Origin of the sequence: Pseudomonas sp. B111 (assembly GCF_026428275.1) — a bacterium.
In the GTDB taxonomy this organism is placed as follows: domain Bacteria; phylum Pseudomonadota; class Gammaproteobacteria; order Pseudomonadales; family Pseudomonadaceae; genus Pseudomonas; species Pseudomonas aeruginosa.
In genome coordinates this window covers 2,365,046-2,379,351 of the sequence record NZ_CP097857.1, presented here as the reverse complement: position 1 = coordinate 2,379,351, position 14,306 = coordinate 2,365,046, and the positions used below count along the sequence as shown (strand labels likewise).

16 protein-coding genes are annotated in these 14,306 nt (G+C 68.7%); 13 read left to right on the top strand and 3 right to left on the bottom strand.

Going from position 1 to position 14,306, the window contains the following annotated elements:
• Positions 1–13: 13 nt before the first annotated feature.
• Positions 14–1,711 (top strand): peptidoglycan D,D-transpeptidase FtsI family protein, encoded by a 1,698-nt coding sequence (locus M6E97_RS11055; protein ID WP_003110751.1) that lies wholly within the window; start codon positions 14–16, stop codon positions 1,709–1,711.
• 7 nt (positions 1,712–1,718) lie between these two features.
• Here the strand turns inward: M6E97_RS11055 and soxR are convergent, their stop codons facing one another.
• A complete protein-coding gene (gene soxR, locus M6E97_RS11050; RefSeq protein ID WP_003089301.1) occupies positions 1,719–2,189 on the bottom strand; it encodes a redox-sensitive transcriptional activator SoxR in 471 nt (156 codons plus the stop codon).
• A 77-nt stretch (positions 2,190–2,266) separates the two neighbouring features.
• Between soxR and pumA the strand changes: the two genes are divergently transcribed.
• Complete coding sequence (pumA, locus tag M6E97_RS11045; protein WP_003089304.1) at positions 2,267–2,644, top strand: monooxygenase PumA; 378 nt, start codon at positions 2,267–2,269, stop codon at positions 2,642–2,644.
• 24 nt (positions 2,645–2,668) lie between these two features.
• On the opposite strand, the gene M6E97_RS11040 is transcribed toward pumA, so the two are convergent.
• A complete protein-coding gene (locus M6E97_RS11040) occupies positions 2,669–3,730 on the bottom strand; it encodes an NAD(P)-dependent alcohol dehydrogenase (RefSeq protein WP_034005731.1) in 1,062 nt (353 codons plus the stop codon).
• A gap of 208 nt (positions 3,731–3,938) precedes the next feature.
• Between M6E97_RS11040 and M6E97_RS11035 the strand changes: the two genes are divergently transcribed.
• The 5 genes from M6E97_RS11035 (at position 3,939) to arsH (ending at position 7,761) form a co-directional block, all read left to right on the top strand.
• Complete coding sequence (locus M6E97_RS11035) at positions 3,939–4,829, top strand: AraC family transcriptional regulator (protein ID WP_003110753.1); 891 nt, start codon at positions 3,939–3,941, stop codon at positions 4,827–4,829.
• 78 nt (positions 4,830–4,907) lie between these two features.
• Positions 4,908–5,258 (top strand): metalloregulator ArsR/SmtB family transcription factor, encoded by a 351-nt coding sequence (locus M6E97_RS11030; protein WP_003089312.1) that lies wholly within the window; start codon positions 4,908–4,910, stop codon positions 5,256–5,258.
• Positions 5,259–5,271: 13 nt separating this feature from the next.
• Complete coding sequence (locus M6E97_RS11025) at positions 5,272–6,555, top strand: arsenic transporter (RefSeq protein ID WP_031755973.1); 1,284 nt, start codon at positions 5,272–5,274, stop codon at positions 6,553–6,555.
• Between the two features lie 31 nt (positions 6,556–6,586).
• A complete protein-coding gene (locus M6E97_RS11020; RefSeq protein ID WP_003112098.1) occupies positions 6,587–7,057 on the top strand; it encodes an arsenate reductase ArsC in 471 nt (156 codons plus the stop codon).
• 11 nt (positions 7,058–7,068) lie between these two features.
• Positions 7,069–7,761, top strand: a complete 693-nt coding sequence (gene arsH, locus M6E97_RS11015; protein ID WP_031755972.1) for an arsenical resistance protein ArsH — start codon at positions 7,069–7,071, stop codon at positions 7,759–7,761.
• A gap of 12 nt (positions 7,762–7,773) precedes the next feature.
• Here arsH and M6E97_RS11010 read toward each other — a convergent pair whose 3' ends face one another.
• Positions 7,774–8,628, bottom strand: coding sequence for a helix-turn-helix transcriptional regulator (locus tag M6E97_RS11010; RefSeq protein WP_003122741.1), 855 nt, complete (start codon positions 8,626–8,628; stop codon positions 7,774–7,776).
• Between the two features lie 287 nt (positions 8,629–8,915).
• Here M6E97_RS11010 and M6E97_RS11005 point away from each other — a divergent pair, with 287 nt between their 5' ends.
• The 6 genes from M6E97_RS11005 to M6E97_RS10980 are packed head-to-tail and all read left to right on the top strand — an operon-like array spanning position 8,916 to position 14,302.
• Complete coding sequence (locus M6E97_RS11005; RefSeq protein WP_003139423.1) at positions 8,916–9,344, top strand: hypothetical protein; 429 nt, start codon at positions 8,916–8,918, stop codon at positions 9,342–9,344.
• Between the two features lie 6 nt (positions 9,345–9,350).
• A complete protein-coding gene (locus M6E97_RS11000) occupies positions 9,351–10,808 on the top strand; it encodes a M48 family metalloprotease (protein WP_023099577.1) in 1,458 nt (485 codons plus the stop codon).
• Positions 10,805–11,476 carry a hypothetical protein gene (locus M6E97_RS10995; protein WP_014603818.1) on the top strand — a complete coding sequence of 224 codons (672 nt, stop codon included), beginning with the start codon at positions 10,805–10,807 and terminating at the stop codon, positions 11,474–11,476. Before M6E97_RS11000 ends, M6E97_RS10995 begins: the two co-directional genes overlap by 4 nt.
• A complete protein-coding gene (locus tag M6E97_RS10990) occupies positions 11,473–12,135 on the top strand; it encodes a hypothetical protein (RefSeq protein ID WP_003089328.1) in 663 nt (220 codons plus the stop codon). Before M6E97_RS10995 ends, M6E97_RS10990 begins: the two co-directional genes overlap by 4 nt.
• Positions 12,136–13,680 (top strand): M48 family metallopeptidase, encoded by a 1,545-nt coding sequence (locus tag M6E97_RS10985; RefSeq protein ID WP_034005732.1) that lies wholly within the window; start codon positions 12,136–12,138, stop codon positions 13,678–13,680.
• Positions 13,667–14,302: a hypothetical protein gene (locus M6E97_RS10980; protein WP_034005733.1), complete on the top strand. Its 636-nt coding sequence runs from the start codon at positions 13,667–13,669 to the stop codon at positions 14,300–14,302. The genes M6E97_RS10985 and M6E97_RS10980 overlap by 14 nt, the downstream gene beginning before the upstream one ends.
• Positions 14,303–14,306: the final 4 nt, after the last annotated feature.

The window sequence follows — 14,306 nt, the reverse complement described above, 5'->3', positions numbered from 1 at the left end:
AGTGTGCCCTTGCATGAGCAGTCAACGCCGAAACTACCGCTTCATCCTTGTCGTCACCCTGTTCGTCCTCGCCTCCCTGGCCGTCTCCGGACGGTTGGTCTATCTCCAGGTCCACGACCACGAATTCCTCGCCGACCAGGGCGACCTCCGCTCGATCCGCGACCTGCCGATCCCGGTCACCCGCGGCATGATCACCGACCGCAACGGCGAGCCGCTGGCGGTATCCACCGAAGTCGCGTCGATCTGGTGCAACCCCAGGGAAATGGCCGCCCACCTCGACGAGGTGCCACGCCTGGCCGGCGCCCTGCACCGCCCCGCGGCGCCGCTGCTGGCCCAGCTCCAGGCCAACCCGAACAAGCGCTTCCTCTACCTCGAGCGCGGCCTGTCGCCGATCGAGGCCAGCGAGGTGATGGCCCTGGGCATAACGGGGGTACACCAGATCAAGGAATACAAGCGTTTCTACCCCAGTTCCGAGCTGACCGCGCAGTTGATCGGCCTGGTCAACATCGACGGCCGCGGCCAGGAAGGCACCGAACTGGGCTTCAACGACTGGCTGAGCGGCAAGGACGGAGTACGCGAGGTGGCGATCAACCCGCGCGGCTCGCTGGTCAACAGCATCAAGGTGCTGAAGACGCCCAAGGCCAGCCAGGACGTGGCCCTGAGCATCGACCTGCGACTACAGTTCATCGCCTACAAGGCGCTGGAAAAGGCCGTGCTCAAGTTCGGCGCGCACTCCGGCTCGGCGGTCCTGGTGAACCCGAAGAGCGGGCAGATCCTGGCGATGGCCAACTTCCCCTCCTACAACCCGAACAACCGCGCCAGCTTCGCCCCGGCCTTCATGCGCAACCGCACCCTCACCGATACCTTCGAGCCGGGCTCGGTGATCAAGCCGTTCAGCATGTCGGCGGCGCTGGCCTCCGGCAAGTTCGACGAGAACAGCCAAGTCAGCGTGGCTCCGGGCTGGATGACCATCGACGGGCACACCATCCACGACGTCGCCCGGCGCGACGTACTGACCATGACCGGAGTGCTGATCAACTCCTCGAACATCGGCATGAGCAAGGTCGCCCTGCAGATCGGACCCAAGCCGATCCTCGAACAGCTCGGCCGGGTCGGTTTCGGCGCGCCGCTGTCGCTGGGCTTCCCCGGCGAGAACCCGGGCTACCTGCCGTTCCACGAGAAATGGTCGAACATCGCCACCGCCAGCATGTCGTTCGGCTACAGCCTGGCGGTGAACACCGCCGAGCTGGCCCAGGCCTACTCGGTGTTCGCCAACGACGGCAAGCTGGTGCCGCTCAGCCTGCTCCGCGACAACCCGCAGAACCAGGTGCGCCAGGCGATGGACCCGCAGATCGCACGGCGCATCCGGGCGATGCTGCAAACCGTGGTGGAAGACCCGAAGGGCGTGGTCCGCGCCCGCGTGCCGGGCTACCACGTGGCGGGCAAGAGCGGCACCGCGCGCAAGGCCTCGGGCCGGGGCTACGCGGACAAGTCCTACCGTTCGCTGTTCGTCGGCATGGCGCCGGCGTCCGACCCGCAACTGGTGCTGGCGGTGATGATCGATTCGCCGACCAGGATCGGCTACTTCGGCGGCCTGGTCTCGGCGCCCACCTTCAGCGACATCATGGCCGGATCGCTACGCGCCCTGGCGATCCCGCCGGACAACCTGCAGGACAGCCCAGCCGTCGCCGACCGCCAGCACCACGGCTGACCGCTGCCTAGCCGTCGTGCTCGCGGCCCTCGGCGTCCAGCCAGTGCGCTCCCGGCCCCTCGGCGGAAAGCTGGTCGCCGGGGTTGCGCAACGGGCAGGCCTGGAGCGACAGGCAGCCGCAACCGATGCAGCCGTCCAGTTGGTCGCGCAACAGCAGCAGCTTGTCGATGCGCTCGGTGAGATCCTCCTTCCACTGCGCCGACAGGCGCGCCCAGTCCGCCGCGCTAGGGCTGCGCCCGGCCGGCAGGGTCTGCAGGGCGCGAGCGATCTCCGCGAGGGGAATGCCGACCCGCTGTGCGACCTTGATCACCACCACCCGGCGTAGCGTCTCGCGACTGAAGCGCCGCTGGTTGCCGGCGTTGCGCTGGCTGCTGATCAGCCCCTTGGTTTCGTAGAAATGCAGGGCGGAGACCGCCACGCCGGCACGCCTGGCCAGTTCGCCGACGCTCAGTTCGCGGGATGCGCAGGAATTCTTCATGATTGGCTTGACCTCAAGTTTGCTTGAGGTTTTACCCTGGGCCGGCCCTCGACACAAGTCACCCGGAGTAACCCGCCATGCTCATCCCCTCCTCCTACTGCTGCACCGACGACCAGTGCCCGGCCGCTAGCGAGCGGTCGCCGTGCTACGCGCAACTCATCGATATCGAGGTGGAACCCGCCAGCCAGTTGTCGCTGGCGCTGGAACAGAACGCGCACCTGCAACGCCTGGAACGCTGCTTCAGGAACTGCCCGGGCTACCTGTCCGCCAGCCTGCACCCCAGCGAGGACGGCCAGCACGTGCTGAACTACACCTGCTGGCGTTCACGCGAGGACTGCGAACGCGCCTGGCAGGCCCGGGAGGACGCGCAAGGCCCGCTGAGCGCGGGCGTCTGGCGGCTGGGGGCGAAAAGCGTGCGTTTCGAGACCTTCCTGGTCGACGCCGAGGGCTGCTGAGCCCGCCGGCGCCGACGGCCCGTCTCAGAAGGACTTCGGCAGGGAGGCCATGTCGATCACGAAGCGATACTTCACGTCGCTGGCCAGCATCCGCTCGTAGGCCTGGTTGATCTGCTGGATCTCGATCATCTCGATGTCGCAGGCGATCCCGTGGGCCGCGCAGAAATCCAGCATTTCCTGGGTCTCGGCGATGCCGCCGATGGCCGAGCCGGCGATCGAGCGGCGTCCCATCACCAGTTGCGCACCGTGCACCGCCGGCTCCAGCGGCTCGAGCAGGCCGACCAGTACGAGGGTGCCGTCGCGCTTGAGGGTCGCCAGGTAGGGATTGAGGTCGTGCTGGTGCGGCACGGTGTCCAGGATCAGGTCGAAGCGTCCGGCGACGGCGGCCATCCGCTGTGGGTCGGTGGAAAGGATCACCTGGTCGGCGCCGAGCCGCCGCGCTTCCTCCTCCTTGCCCGGCGAGCGGGTGAACAGGGCCACCTCGGCACCGAGCGCCCTGGCGAACTTCAGGCCCATGTGACCGAGGCCGCCCAGGCCGACCACCGCCACCCAGCTACCGGGGCCGATCTTCCAGTGACGCAGTGGCGAGTAGGACGTGATCCCGGCGCACAGCAGCGGCGCCGCCGCCTTCGGGTCGAGCCCCTGGGGAATGCGCAGGACGAACCTGGAGGAGACCACGATGCGCTCCGAGTAGCCGCCGAAGGTCGGCAGGCCGTCGTGGCGGTCGCGGCCGTTGTAGGTCAGGGTCGGGTATTCCGCGCAATACTGCTCCAGGCCCTCGGCGCAGGCGGCGCAGTGCCGGCAGGAGTCGACCATGCAGCCGACGCCGACCAGTTCGCCGACCGCGAACCCGCTCACCGCCTCGCCGACGCTGGCGACCCGGCCGATGATCTCGTGGCCCGGCACCAGCGGGTACAGGCTGTTGTGCCATTCGTTGCGCGCCTGATGGAGGTCCGAGTGGCAGACGCCGCAGTAGAGGATGTCGATCACCAGGTCGTCGGCGCGCGGCGCGCGGCGTTCGAAGCGATGGGCGGCCAGCGGGGCGCTGGCGGACTGGGCGGCGTAGCCGCGGATCTGTAGGGTCATCGGTGTGTCCTCTTCGCAGGATGGCGGGCCGCGACGGCCTGCTGGCGGCGGTCCGTTCGGGGGGCAATTGTTCGCCGGATGGGCGCCGCCGCAGAATGTCCATTCCTGTCGAAGCCTTGCCCATTCGTGCCGATGTTGCGTCCCGCCACTGCCCAGGCGCGCGCGGGGTTGCTACGTTTGCCTCCCCTCCTGGAGAAACAGCCAAGGCATGAGCACTACTTCCACCGACATGGCGTCGCTGATCACCACCCTGCAAGGCGAACCGGGTTTCGACGCCACCCGCATCCCCGGCGTCCGCCTGATGCGCGCCGAACAGGCCTATCCGCGCAGCCCGGTGTTCTACGAGCCGCGCATCTGCATCCTCGCCCAGGGCCAGAAGATCGGTTTCCTCGGTGGCGAAACCTACCGCTATGACGCCGAACGCTACCTGGTGATGTCGGTGCCCCTGCCGTTCGAATGCGAAACCCACGCCTCCGCCGCCGAGCCCTTGCTGGGAGTGAGCGTCGACGTGGAAATCGGCACCTTGAAGGAACTGCTGCTACAGATGGAAGAGGCTCCCGGCAGCGACGACGACAACGAACTGGCGCCCAGCGCGCCGATGGCTTCGGTACCGCTGGACGCGGGGATGGCCGATGCGGTGATGCGCCTGCTGCGCTGCCTGCAGAGCCCGCTGGACAGCCATATCCTCGGCCCGCAACTGGTCCGCGAGATCATCTTCCGCGCCCTGCGCAGCGAGCAGGGCAACGCCCTGCGTGCGGTGGCCGGCCGGCACAGCGGCTACGGGCGCATGGCCAGGGCCCTGCGGCGCATCCACACCGACTACGCCAGTGCGCTGGACATCGACACCCTGGCTCGCGAGGCGAACATGAGCGTGTCGACCTTCCACCACAACTTCAAGGCGATGACCTTCACCTCGCCCCTCCAGTACCTGAAGAGCGTGCGCCTGTACAAGGCCTGGAGCCTGATGGTGCAGGACGGGCTGAACGCCAGTACCGCCGCCAACCAGGTCGGCTACGAGAGCCCCTCGCAGTTCAGCCGCGAGTTCAAGCGCTACTTCGGGCGCACGCCGAGCGAGGAAGTCCAGGCCGCCCGCCGCTAGCCGGCAGGATCGGGGGCGCTTGCAATACATACGGATGTCCGTATATTCGGCTTTCCATATATTCAGGAAGGCCCAGCGATGCCCAGCCCCGCCGAAGTGTTCAAGTGCCTGGCCGACGAGACGCGCGTTCGCGCCACCCTGCTGATCGTCGACCAGGGCGAACTGTGCGTCTGCGAACTGATGTGCGCCCTCGCCGACAGCCAGCCGAAGATCAGCCGCCACCTGGCCCAGTTGCGCAGTGCCGGGCTGCTCCTCGACCGTCGCCAGGGCCAGTGGGTGTATTACCGCCTGAACCCTGCGCTGCCGGCCTGGATCCACGAAGTCCTGCAAGTGACCCTGCGGGCCAACGGCGACTGGCTGCAAGCCGACGCCGCGCGCCTGCGCGACATGGACGGCCGCCCGCAGCGCGCCTCCGCCTGCTGCCAATAGCGCGAGCCGCCCCATGCTGATCGCCTTCGCCATCTTCCTGTTCACCCTGGTCCTGGTCATCTGGCAGCCCAGGGGCCTCGGCATCGGCTGGAGCGCCAGCATCGGCGCCCTGCTCGCCCTGGCGCTGGGCAGCGTCGCGCCGGGCGACATCCCGACCGTCTGGAACATCGTCTGGAATGCGACCGCCACCTTCATCGCGGTGATCGTCATCAGCCTGCTGCTGGACGAGGCCGGCTTCTTCGAATGGGCAGCGCTGCACGTCGCGCGCTGGGCCGGCGGCGACGGCCGGCGCCTGTTCGCCTTCTGCGTGCTGCTCGGCGCGGCGGTCTCGGCGCTGTTCGCCAACGACGGCGCGGCGCTGATCCTCACGCCGATCGTGATGTCGATGCTGCTGGCCCTGCGCTTCAGCCCGGCGGCGACCCTGGCCTTCGTCATGGCGGCGGGCTTCATCGCCGACAGCGCCAGCCTGCCGCTGGTGGTCTCGAACCTGGTGAACATCGTCTCGGCCGACTACTTCGGGCTCGGCTTCGGCGAGTACGCCGCGGTGATGTTGCCGGTAAACCTGGTGAGCGTCGCGACCTCCCTGCTGGTGCTGTTCCTCTATTTCCGCCGCGACCTGCCGCCGGTCTATGCGCTGGAGCAATTGAAGCCGCCGCGGGCGGCGATCCGCGACCGCGCGACCTTCGTCGTCGGTGGCTGGATGCTGCTGGTCCTGCTCGCCGGGCTGTTCGCCCTGGAGCCGCTGGGCGTCCCCGTCAGCGCGGTGGCCGCGGCCTGTGCGGCGCTGCTGCTGGCGGTGGCCGGGCGCGGGCGGGTGATCTCGACCCGGCGGGTGCTGCGCGAAGCGCCCTGGCAGATCGTGGTCTTCTCGCTGGGCATGTACCTGGTGGTCTACGGCCTGAAGAACGCCGGTCTCACCGACCTCCTGGCGCAGCTCCTGAACCGCCTGGCCGAGCACGGCGTATGGGCGGCCGCGCTGGGTACCGGACTGATTTCCGCCGCCCTCTCGTCGGTAATGAACAACATGCCCAGCGTGCTGCTCGGCGCCCTGTCGATCCAGGCCAGCGACACCGCCGGCGCGGTGCGCGAAGCGATGATCTACGCCAACGTCATCGGCTGCGACCTGGGTCCGAAGATCACCCCTATCGGCAGCCTGGCGACGCTGCTCTGGCTGCACGTGCTGGCGCGCAAAGGCATGCGCATCACCTGGGGCTACTACTTCAGGGTCGGCGCCCTGCTGACCCTGCCGGTCCTGCTGGCGACCCTTTCGGCCCTGGCCCTGCGCCTGGCCATCTGACGGCCGCCGGCGACGGCGGCAGGAGCATCCCATGCGAGTCCTGTTCATGTGCACGGCCAACAGTTGCCGCAGCATTCTTTCCGAAGCCATGTTCAACCACCTGGCCCCGCCGGGTTTCGAGGCATGCAGCGCCGGCAGCCAGCCCAGCGGGCGGGTGCATCCGCGCAGCCTGGCAACCCTCGAACAGGCCGGCATCGCCACCCACGGCCTGTACAGCAAGGGCAGCGAAGCCTTCGAAGGCGCACCGCCGGACATCGTCATCACCGTTTGCGACGCCGCCGCGGGGGAAGCCTGCCCGCTGTATCTCGGCGCAGCGCTGAAGGCCCATTGGGGCCTGGCCGATCCCTCCGCCCTGGATGGCGACGAAGCCCTGCGGGATGCGGCGTTCCACGCCACCCTGGCACGCATCGAACAGCGTTGCAGAGCCTTCCTCGGCCTGCCCTTCGCTACCCTGGATCGCGACCAGCTCAAGCGTGAGCTGGAGCGCATCGGCTCGCTCTGACCGGGGGAAGCATGTCCGAACAACTACCCAACCTCGATCCCGCGCTGCTCGGCGACCCGCCCCCCGTCTCCGGGCACAGGCCGCGCATCCTCCTGCTCTACGGCTCGACCCGCGAGCGCTCCTTCAGCCGCCTGCTGGTGCTGGAGGCCGCACGCCTGCTCGAACGCTTCGGTGCCGAAACGCGGATTTTCGACCCTTCCGGGCTGCCATTGCCCGACGATGCACCGCTGGAGCATCCCAAGGTCCGCGAGTTGCGCAACCTGGTGCAGTGGTCGGAAGGCCAGGTCTGGTGCTCGCCCGAACGCCACGGTGCGCTGTCCGCGGTATTCAAGGCGCAGATCGACTGGATTCCCCTGGCGCTCGGGGCGGTGCGCCCGACCCAGGGCAAGACCCTGGCGCTGATGCAGGTCTGCGGCGGCTCGCAGTCGTTCAACGTGGTCAACCAGTTGCGCGTGCTGGGTCGCTGGATGCGCATGTTCACCATCCCCAACCAGTCCTCGGTTCCCAAGGCCTACCTGGAGTTCGACGAAGCGGGCCGGATGAAGCCATCGCCCTACTACGACCGGGTGGTCGACGTGATGGAGGAGTTGTTCAAGTTCACCCTGCTCCTGCGCGAACGCACGGACTTCCTGGTGGACCGCTATTCGGAGCGCAAGGAAAGCGCCGAGCAGCTTTCCGCGCGGGTCGACCAGCGTTCGCTCTGAACCGCGTCCGCCTCACTCGCGCCCCGGCGGATGGCCGAAGCGCGCGCGGTAGGCATGGGTGAAGTTTTCCGGACTGGAGTAACCCAGGCGATAGGCTATCTGCGCGATCTGCCAGCGACCCTCGCGGACCATCTGCCGGCCGATCTCGAGACGCCGGTCGCGGACGTACTGCAACATCGAGCGACCGAACTCGTTCTTGAAAATCCGCCGCAGGGTGGTTTCGCCGACCCCCAGTTGGCGCGCCAGTTCGAGGCTGGCAGGCGGCTCACCGAGGTTCGCCTCCAGCAGGCGGCGCGCTTCATGGGCCAGGTCGCGCTGGGCGCGTGGGGTGCGCGCGCGACGAAGGTCCGCGCCACCCAGGTAGGCGGCCAGCTCCACCAGCAGGCCCAAGGTCAGGCTCTCTTCGTGCAGGCGTCCGAGGGCGCCGCGGTATGGATTCTGGTAGAGGCGCTCGAACAGGGCGGTGATGGCGCCGCAACGGGACAACTGGGTGAAGCTCGCGCCGTCGCCCTTCAGCCGCGCCAGCGGCCGCAGGGCGCCATCGCCGGTTTCCAGTTCCTCTTCCAGATAGCTGGCGGCGATCCGCAGCCCGCCCAGGCGCACGCGGCTGCCCGCCGGCAGGATATCGAAGGCCTCCATCGGCTCGCCGGTGCCGAGCACCGAAGGACCGCCCAGGTTGTACAGATAAGGCTCGCCGCCGTCGACGCTGTGCCGCCACTGGCCGTCGAACATCTGCACGATGCACAGGCCTTCCGGCAGCACCTTGTGGGTTCGCAGCGGCTCGGTGAAGCTCAGGTCGCAATCGAAATACTGCATCGACGGGCGCACCGTCCGCGCCTGGTAGTGACCGGTGGCGCTGCCGAGCATTTCGCGCGCGTCGAGGATCTGCGACTGGCACAGGGGCGAAGGAGCGTCGAAATAAAGCTCCGTGTCGTGGTAGGGATTCCAGCTTTCCATGGCGTAGGTATCGGTGGGACGCAACCATCTGAACCGGTTCAGGCAGCGGCTTTCCAGGATGGTTCCGTGCGCTGATCGAACCGAACCTGTGGGCGACGACACTTTTCCTGTGAGCGGCGGCCGCCTCGGTTGTTCATGGTCCGAGCCTGTATTAATAGATGCGCCCCTTTTACATCGCGTTGCCAAAGGGGGCGAGAATGATAGCAAAGTGGACTGCGGCGCTGCTGATGGGCGCGCTGGCGTGGGGATCCTGCACGGCGCAGGCCGAACAGGCGCGGCCGCCAGTCGCCGACAAGGTGGTGGCCTATCAGGGCCAGCAGGGGCTCAAGGTCTGGACCCTGCGTATCGGCGAAGCGGCGGCCGGCGAAGCGCTGTTGCAGGTCGAAGGTCTGGACCACGACTGGGACCGCCTGATCCACAAGGTAAAGGTGGAAAAGAGCGCCAGGGACAGTCGCTACTCCACCGAACTGAACGGCAGCAAGTATGTGATCCTGATCGTGCGCGACGGCTGGGGCGAGCTCTACCTGCCCGGCGAACAGCAGACGCGGCAGGTCGCCTATAGCGAGTCGCTGTCATCCGCAGGCGAGCCCCAGGCATTCCTGACCGACTACCTCGAGCAGAAATAAACGCGGATGAGCCACGATACGCTGCGGGTAAGGCTGCTCGCGTTCCTCTTCCTGATTCCCCTGGCGCTCTACGCCTGGTCCGCCGTGCAGGCCTTCCGGGTCGACTCGACCCTGCGCGACGAACAGTTCATGCGCGACTGGAGCGCCTCGGCGCGCAACGACCCGGACGCCGCCGGCACCATTCCCCGTCACCTGTTCCGTCCGGCCTATGGCGTCGAAGGTCATCTTCACCAGTTCGCCGAAGACGCCGAGGCCATCCGCCGCGACCATCCTTGGCTGGCTCTGCGCGGCTGGCTGGCCGCTATCGGCAAGCTCTGCGCGCTGGCGTCGGCGCTGGTCGCGGCCGCCTTGCTGGCGAAACTGGAATACGACGGGCGCCGCTCGATGCGCTCGCAAGCCTACCTGCTCGGCCACCTCGCGCCGGCCTGGCGGCACCTCGGTCGACTGGTCCCGTTGCACGCCGGCCTGCTGGTCGCCGCCCTGGCCAGCCAGTTGCTCTACGAAGCGCTGTGGAGCTACAGCCACTGGCACAGTCACGGTTTCGTCGCCCTGCTCTTCTCGCTGCCGCTGTGGCTGCTGTTCCTCGGCGGCCTGCTCATGCTGCGGCGCCTGCGCGGCGAACTGCTGCCGCTGGAGGAACCGGTGCTCCACCTGCTCGGCCGCGAACTCGACCGCGTCGCCGCGCCCGGCCTCTGGCAATGGCTGGGACAGATCGCCGACCGCGCCGGAGCGCCGCTACCGGACCATGTCGTCACCGGCATCGAGCACTGCTACTTCGTCACCCAGGCCAAGGTCCTGCTGGCGCCCCGCGGCATTCCGCTGGAGGGGCGCACCCTGTACATCCCGCTGACCTACGCCACGGTCATGAGCGAGGCCGAAAGCGCCGCGATCATCGGCCACGAACTGGGCCACTTCGCCGCCGGCGACACCGCCCACGGCGCCTCCCTGTCGCTCCTGCAGCGGCAGGTGCGCCTGCGCATCGAACGCATCGCCGCACCCGAGGATGGGCGTGTCGGCCTGCTCGGCAAGCCGGGCCTGTGGGCCGCGCTGTACTTCCTCGAACGCTTCGAGCGCGCCTACCTGCACTGGAATCGCCGCCAGGAACTGGCCGCCGACAAGGTCGGGGCGCGGGTAGCCGGCGCGCGGGTCTTCGCCATCGCGCTGCTACGCACCTGCGCCCTTGCAGGACTGATCGAACGCCTGCTGGCCAGCCCGCAGACGCGCAACCTGGTGCATGCGCTGACCGACCATCTGCGCGGGAACTCCCTGGAACTGGACGAACAGGACAGCGCGCGCCGCCTGGAACACCCCTTCGACAGTCACCCGCCGACCTACCAGCGGATCGCGGACCTTTCCCTGGCGCTCGACGACGACCTGCTGCGGCAGGCAAGGCGCATCGTCAGCGCCGACGACACGCAGTGGCTCAACCGCCTGCTCGATGCAGGCCACGGGGAAAGCCGATGATCCCGCCGGGCGCGCAAGCACCCTGCCCCGCCGGGGCAAGGGACGACGAAGCCACGCGGTTGCGGCGCTTCGTCGCCAGCGTTCCCAACCGGATAAGCATCGGCGCCGCCCGTGGCGCGGCGCCGCTGTCCGCCCTGCTCGGCCTGCTGCTGCTCGGCGGCGCCTGGACCTTGCGCGACCACCCCGGTCCCGGGCATGAGGCGGCGGCGCTGTGCCTGCTGGCGGCGGCCGCTCTCCTCATGTGTCTGGCCTGCCTGCAGCGCAACGCCAGGAACGCGCCGTTCCTCGTACTCGGCCAAGGGCGCCTGCGCGCCCGCAGCCTGTCGGCGCCGCTGGACCTGCTGGAGGTCGCCGACCTGCGCCTGGAGGACGGGGTCTGGTTCTCCGCGATAGTCCTCGAACTGCACGGCAAGGCGCTACCGGCGCCATCCACGCGCCCGCTCGACCCGTTCGCCGCGCGTGCCGTCAGCGAATGCCGGGACGGCCCACAGGTTCGCCTGCTGTCCCCCGGCTGGCGCCTCAATGGTCGCAACCTGTCGCTACTGGAGGCCGCGGAGGTCATCGACCTCTACCTGGACATCGCCCGCGCCCAGGCCCGGCTCCGCCAACTGGGCGAGATCCCGCCCAGTGCTTCCTCTTCACTCCCAACTCCAAGGATATTTCCATGAGCAACCAGGAACCCCGGGACCTCGTCTCCAACCTCGCCGAAACCCTCGGTGCCGAACACGAAGAGCTGAACCAGGCGAAGACCGCCGAGGTCATCGCCCACCTGGAGCGGGTGATCGCCAACGTACCCCCGGCCACCGAGTTCACCAATACCCGCAAGTACGTGGTGCTGGGTCCGCTGCTGAGCATCGTGCCCTTCATCATGACCGGCATGTGGTTCTCCCAGGGCAAGCCGGGGGTCGGCGTCGTCGGCTTGCTGCTCGGCCTGTTCGGGCTGTTCCTCGGCTACCAGCATCGCAACTCCGGCAAGACCCCCTTCATGCGCCTGACCCGTACCCAGCTCTGGGCCGACAGCCTGTCGGCTCCGGTCGAGCTGGCCGACGTCATCGATTTCAGCGTCAAGGCCGACATGCTGCAAACCACCCAGACCCTACACCTGCGGCCCGAAACGCCGCTGCCGACCCATCGCGCCGTACGCCAGGTGTTCGCCTCCCAGGCCATGGCTTTCAAAGGCAAGGACCCGCGCATCACCATCATGTCGGCCGGCCTGCAGAGCGATGGCAAGAAGCTGGACTGCGACGACATGGCGGCGATCCTCGACGCCTACATCCAGGCCGCCCACGCCCAGCGCTACCTGCAACAACTGCGCAGCCAGGGCTGAGTGAAGGGCACGGTCCATCCGCGAAGGCTGCTGCTTTGCCTGGTGCTGGTTCCAGCGCTGCTGGCGGGGCTCGGCGCCTGGCAGTCCTGGCGCGCCGAGCAGCAGGCCGAGCGACTGGGCGCCGCGCAGCAGTGGGTCGAGCGCGCGCTCGCCGAAGCGCGGGCGCTGCCGCCGAGGGCCAGCGTCCGGGTGGACGGCCGGGCCTATGTGCGCGACCTGGCCCTGGCGCGGCTCGACGAGCAACTCGCCGACACACGAAGCGCACAGCGCCTGAATCGCTTCGCCGCCGTCCTCGCCGATAGCGGAGCCTGCCTGGCGGCGCTGGTCGCCGTATTGGGAGCCGTCTCCCTGGCCGGCATCGCCGGCGCCGCACGCAGCGCACTGCGCTCGCGTCGCTGCCTGCTCCTGTGGTTCGAGCTGGGCCGACGCCTGCTGCCCTGCCTGCTCCTCGCCCAGATCGGCCTGCTCGCCCTGGCCCTGGCCTGTGCCGGAACGTTCGAGATCCTCGGGCTGTGGCGGGTCGGCCAGGTTCCGGTCAGCGAAGGACGCACCCAGCTGAGCGTGGCGCTGATCCTGCTCGGCCTGCTGGCGTCGGCGTGGCAAATGCTGGCGAAGATCAGCCGCTTGCGCCTGCGCCCGGCGCCGGCCCTGGATGTCATCGGCCGCCGGCTGGGCGAAGAGGATGCACCGGAACTCTGGACGCTACTGCGCGAGCTGGCGGCGCGCCTCGACACGCCAGCCCCGCAGCACCTGTTGGTGGGTCTCTGCGACGGCTTCTACGTGACCGCCAACCGCGTCTGCCTGCAACCTTCCGGCGAGCATCTGGAAGGACGCAGCCTATACCTCTCGCTACCGTTGCTGGGCCTGATGGACCGCGCCGAACTGAGTGCAGTGATCGCTCACGAACTGGCCCACTTCGCCGGCCGCGACGCCCATTACAGCTTGCGCTTCCTGCCGATCTACCAGGGCGCCGCGAGCCAACTGGCCGCCATCGAGGAGCAGGAAGCCAACGTCTTCGAACGTGCGGCACTGGAACCGGCGCGACTGTTGGCCGGGTACTTCCTCGAACGTTTCGGCCTCGCCGTGAACCACTGGAGCCGCCTGCGCGAATTCGCCGCCGACCGCCGCGCCGCACAACTGGCCGGTGCGCCGGCGATGGCCTCGGCCCTGCTGCGCAGCGCGGCGGCCGGCGCGCCGATACGGGCGTTCCTCGAACACTGCCTGCTCGCTCCGGCGCGCGCGCCGGACAACCTGGTGGACGCCATCCACGTCTACCTGGGCCAGTCCGGCCTGGAAGCACCGGCCCCCGGGGCGGAGGGACTCCAGGTCCATCCGCAGGATACCCACCCTCCGCTGGGCCTGCGCTGCAAGGCGCTGGGAGAGAGCTTCGAACGCACCTGGGCCGGGACCGCCGGCCGGGCCGTTCCGACACGACCGCCGAGCCAGGCGCTGAGCGTCTGGTTCGACGCCCCCCTGGCGTTGAGCCGAGCGCTCAGCGCCGACCTGCTCGGCAAGACCTGTGAGAATCCCCATGCAAGAAACTGACGAAACCCTCGACGAACTGCCGCCGCTGGAAGCCCGCTGCGAGATCCGCGAGGTCTCGCGGGGCACCGCCTGCGTTGCCCTGCTCGCTGGCCTGGTGGCTGGCGCCACCGGTCTCTGGCTCGCTTCGCTGCCCCACGCCTGGCGCCTGGCCAGTGCCCAATGGCTGTTCTGGCTGCCAGCCGCGCTGCTGCTGGGCGGCGGCCTGTACGCCTGCCTGGCGGGCGTGTTCCTCTACCGGCGCCACGGCCAGGTCGCGCTCACCCTGACGCCGGAGAGCATCGCCTTCGCCAACGCGCCGCAGGTGCCGATGTACACCTTCCAGTCGCTGGAGATCGAGCGCGGGCGCTGGTTGGAACTCACCTTCGCGACCACCTTCGATTGCACGGCACCGCGCTTCGACAGCCATGCCCGTTTCGACCCGCGGGCTTTCGCCCGCCCCGAAGCCCGCACGGTGGCCGGCGGCAAGCGGGTCAAGCTGGCACTCTGCGGCGCCGCGCTGGACGGCCAGGAAATGGAGCTGGAGCCACTCGCACGACTGATCTACCGGTACATCCTCGCCGGCCATCGCCAGCGCGCCCTGCAACATCATCGCGCGCCCGGGAGCGACGGCAGCGGGGCCTGAAGCG

Coding starts and splice junctions, on each gene's coding strand:
- M6E97_RS11055 (WP_003110751.1), top strand. CDS start 14: ATGAGCAGTCAACGCCGAAACTACCGCTTCATCCTTGTCGTCACCCTG.
- soxR (WP_003089301.1), bottom strand. CDS start 2,189: ATGAAGAATTCCTGCGCATCCCGCGAACTGAGCGTCGGCGAACTGGCC.
- pumA (WP_003089304.1), top strand. CDS start 2,267: ATGCTCATCCCCTCCTCCTACTGCTGCACCGACGACCAGTGCCCGGCC.
- M6E97_RS11040 (WP_034005731.1), bottom strand. CDS start 3,730: ATGACCCTACAGATCCGCGGCTACGCCGCCCAGTCCGCCAGCGCCCCG.
- M6E97_RS11035 (WP_003110753.1), top strand. CDS start 3,939: ATGAGCACTACTTCCACCGACATGGCGTCGCTGATCACCACCCTGCAA.
- M6E97_RS11030 (WP_003089312.1), top strand. CDS start 4,908: ATGCCCAGCCCCGCCGAAGTGTTCAAGTGCCTGGCCGACGAGACGCGC.
- M6E97_RS11025 (WP_031755973.1), top strand. CDS start 5,272: ATGCTGATCGCCTTCGCCATCTTCCTGTTCACCCTGGTCCTGGTCATC.
- M6E97_RS11020 (WP_003112098.1), top strand. CDS start 6,587: ATGCGAGTCCTGTTCATGTGCACGGCCAACAGTTGCCGCAGCATTCTT.
- arsH (WP_031755972.1), top strand. CDS start 7,069: ATGTCCGAACAACTACCCAACCTCGATCCCGCGCTGCTCGGCGACCCG.
- M6E97_RS11010 (WP_003122741.1), bottom strand. CDS start 8,628: ATGCTCGGCAGCGCCACCGGTCACTACCAGGCGCGGACGGTGCGCCCG.
- M6E97_RS11005 (WP_003139423.1), top strand. CDS start 8,916: ATGATAGCAAAGTGGACTGCGGCGCTGCTGATGGGCGCGCTGGCGTGG.
- M6E97_RS11000 (WP_023099577.1), top strand. CDS start 9,351: ATGAGCCACGATACGCTGCGGGTAAGGCTGCTCGCGTTCCTCTTCCTG.
- M6E97_RS10995 (WP_014603818.1), top strand. CDS start 10,805: ATGATCCCGCCGGGCGCGCAAGCACCCTGCCCCGCCGGGGCAAGGGAC.
- M6E97_RS10990 (WP_003089328.1), top strand. CDS start 11,473: ATGAGCAACCAGGAACCCCGGGACCTCGTCTCCAACCTCGCCGAAACC.
- M6E97_RS10980 (WP_034005733.1), top strand. CDS start 13,667: ATGCAAGAAACTGACGAAACCCTCGACGAACTGCCGCCGCTGGAAGCC.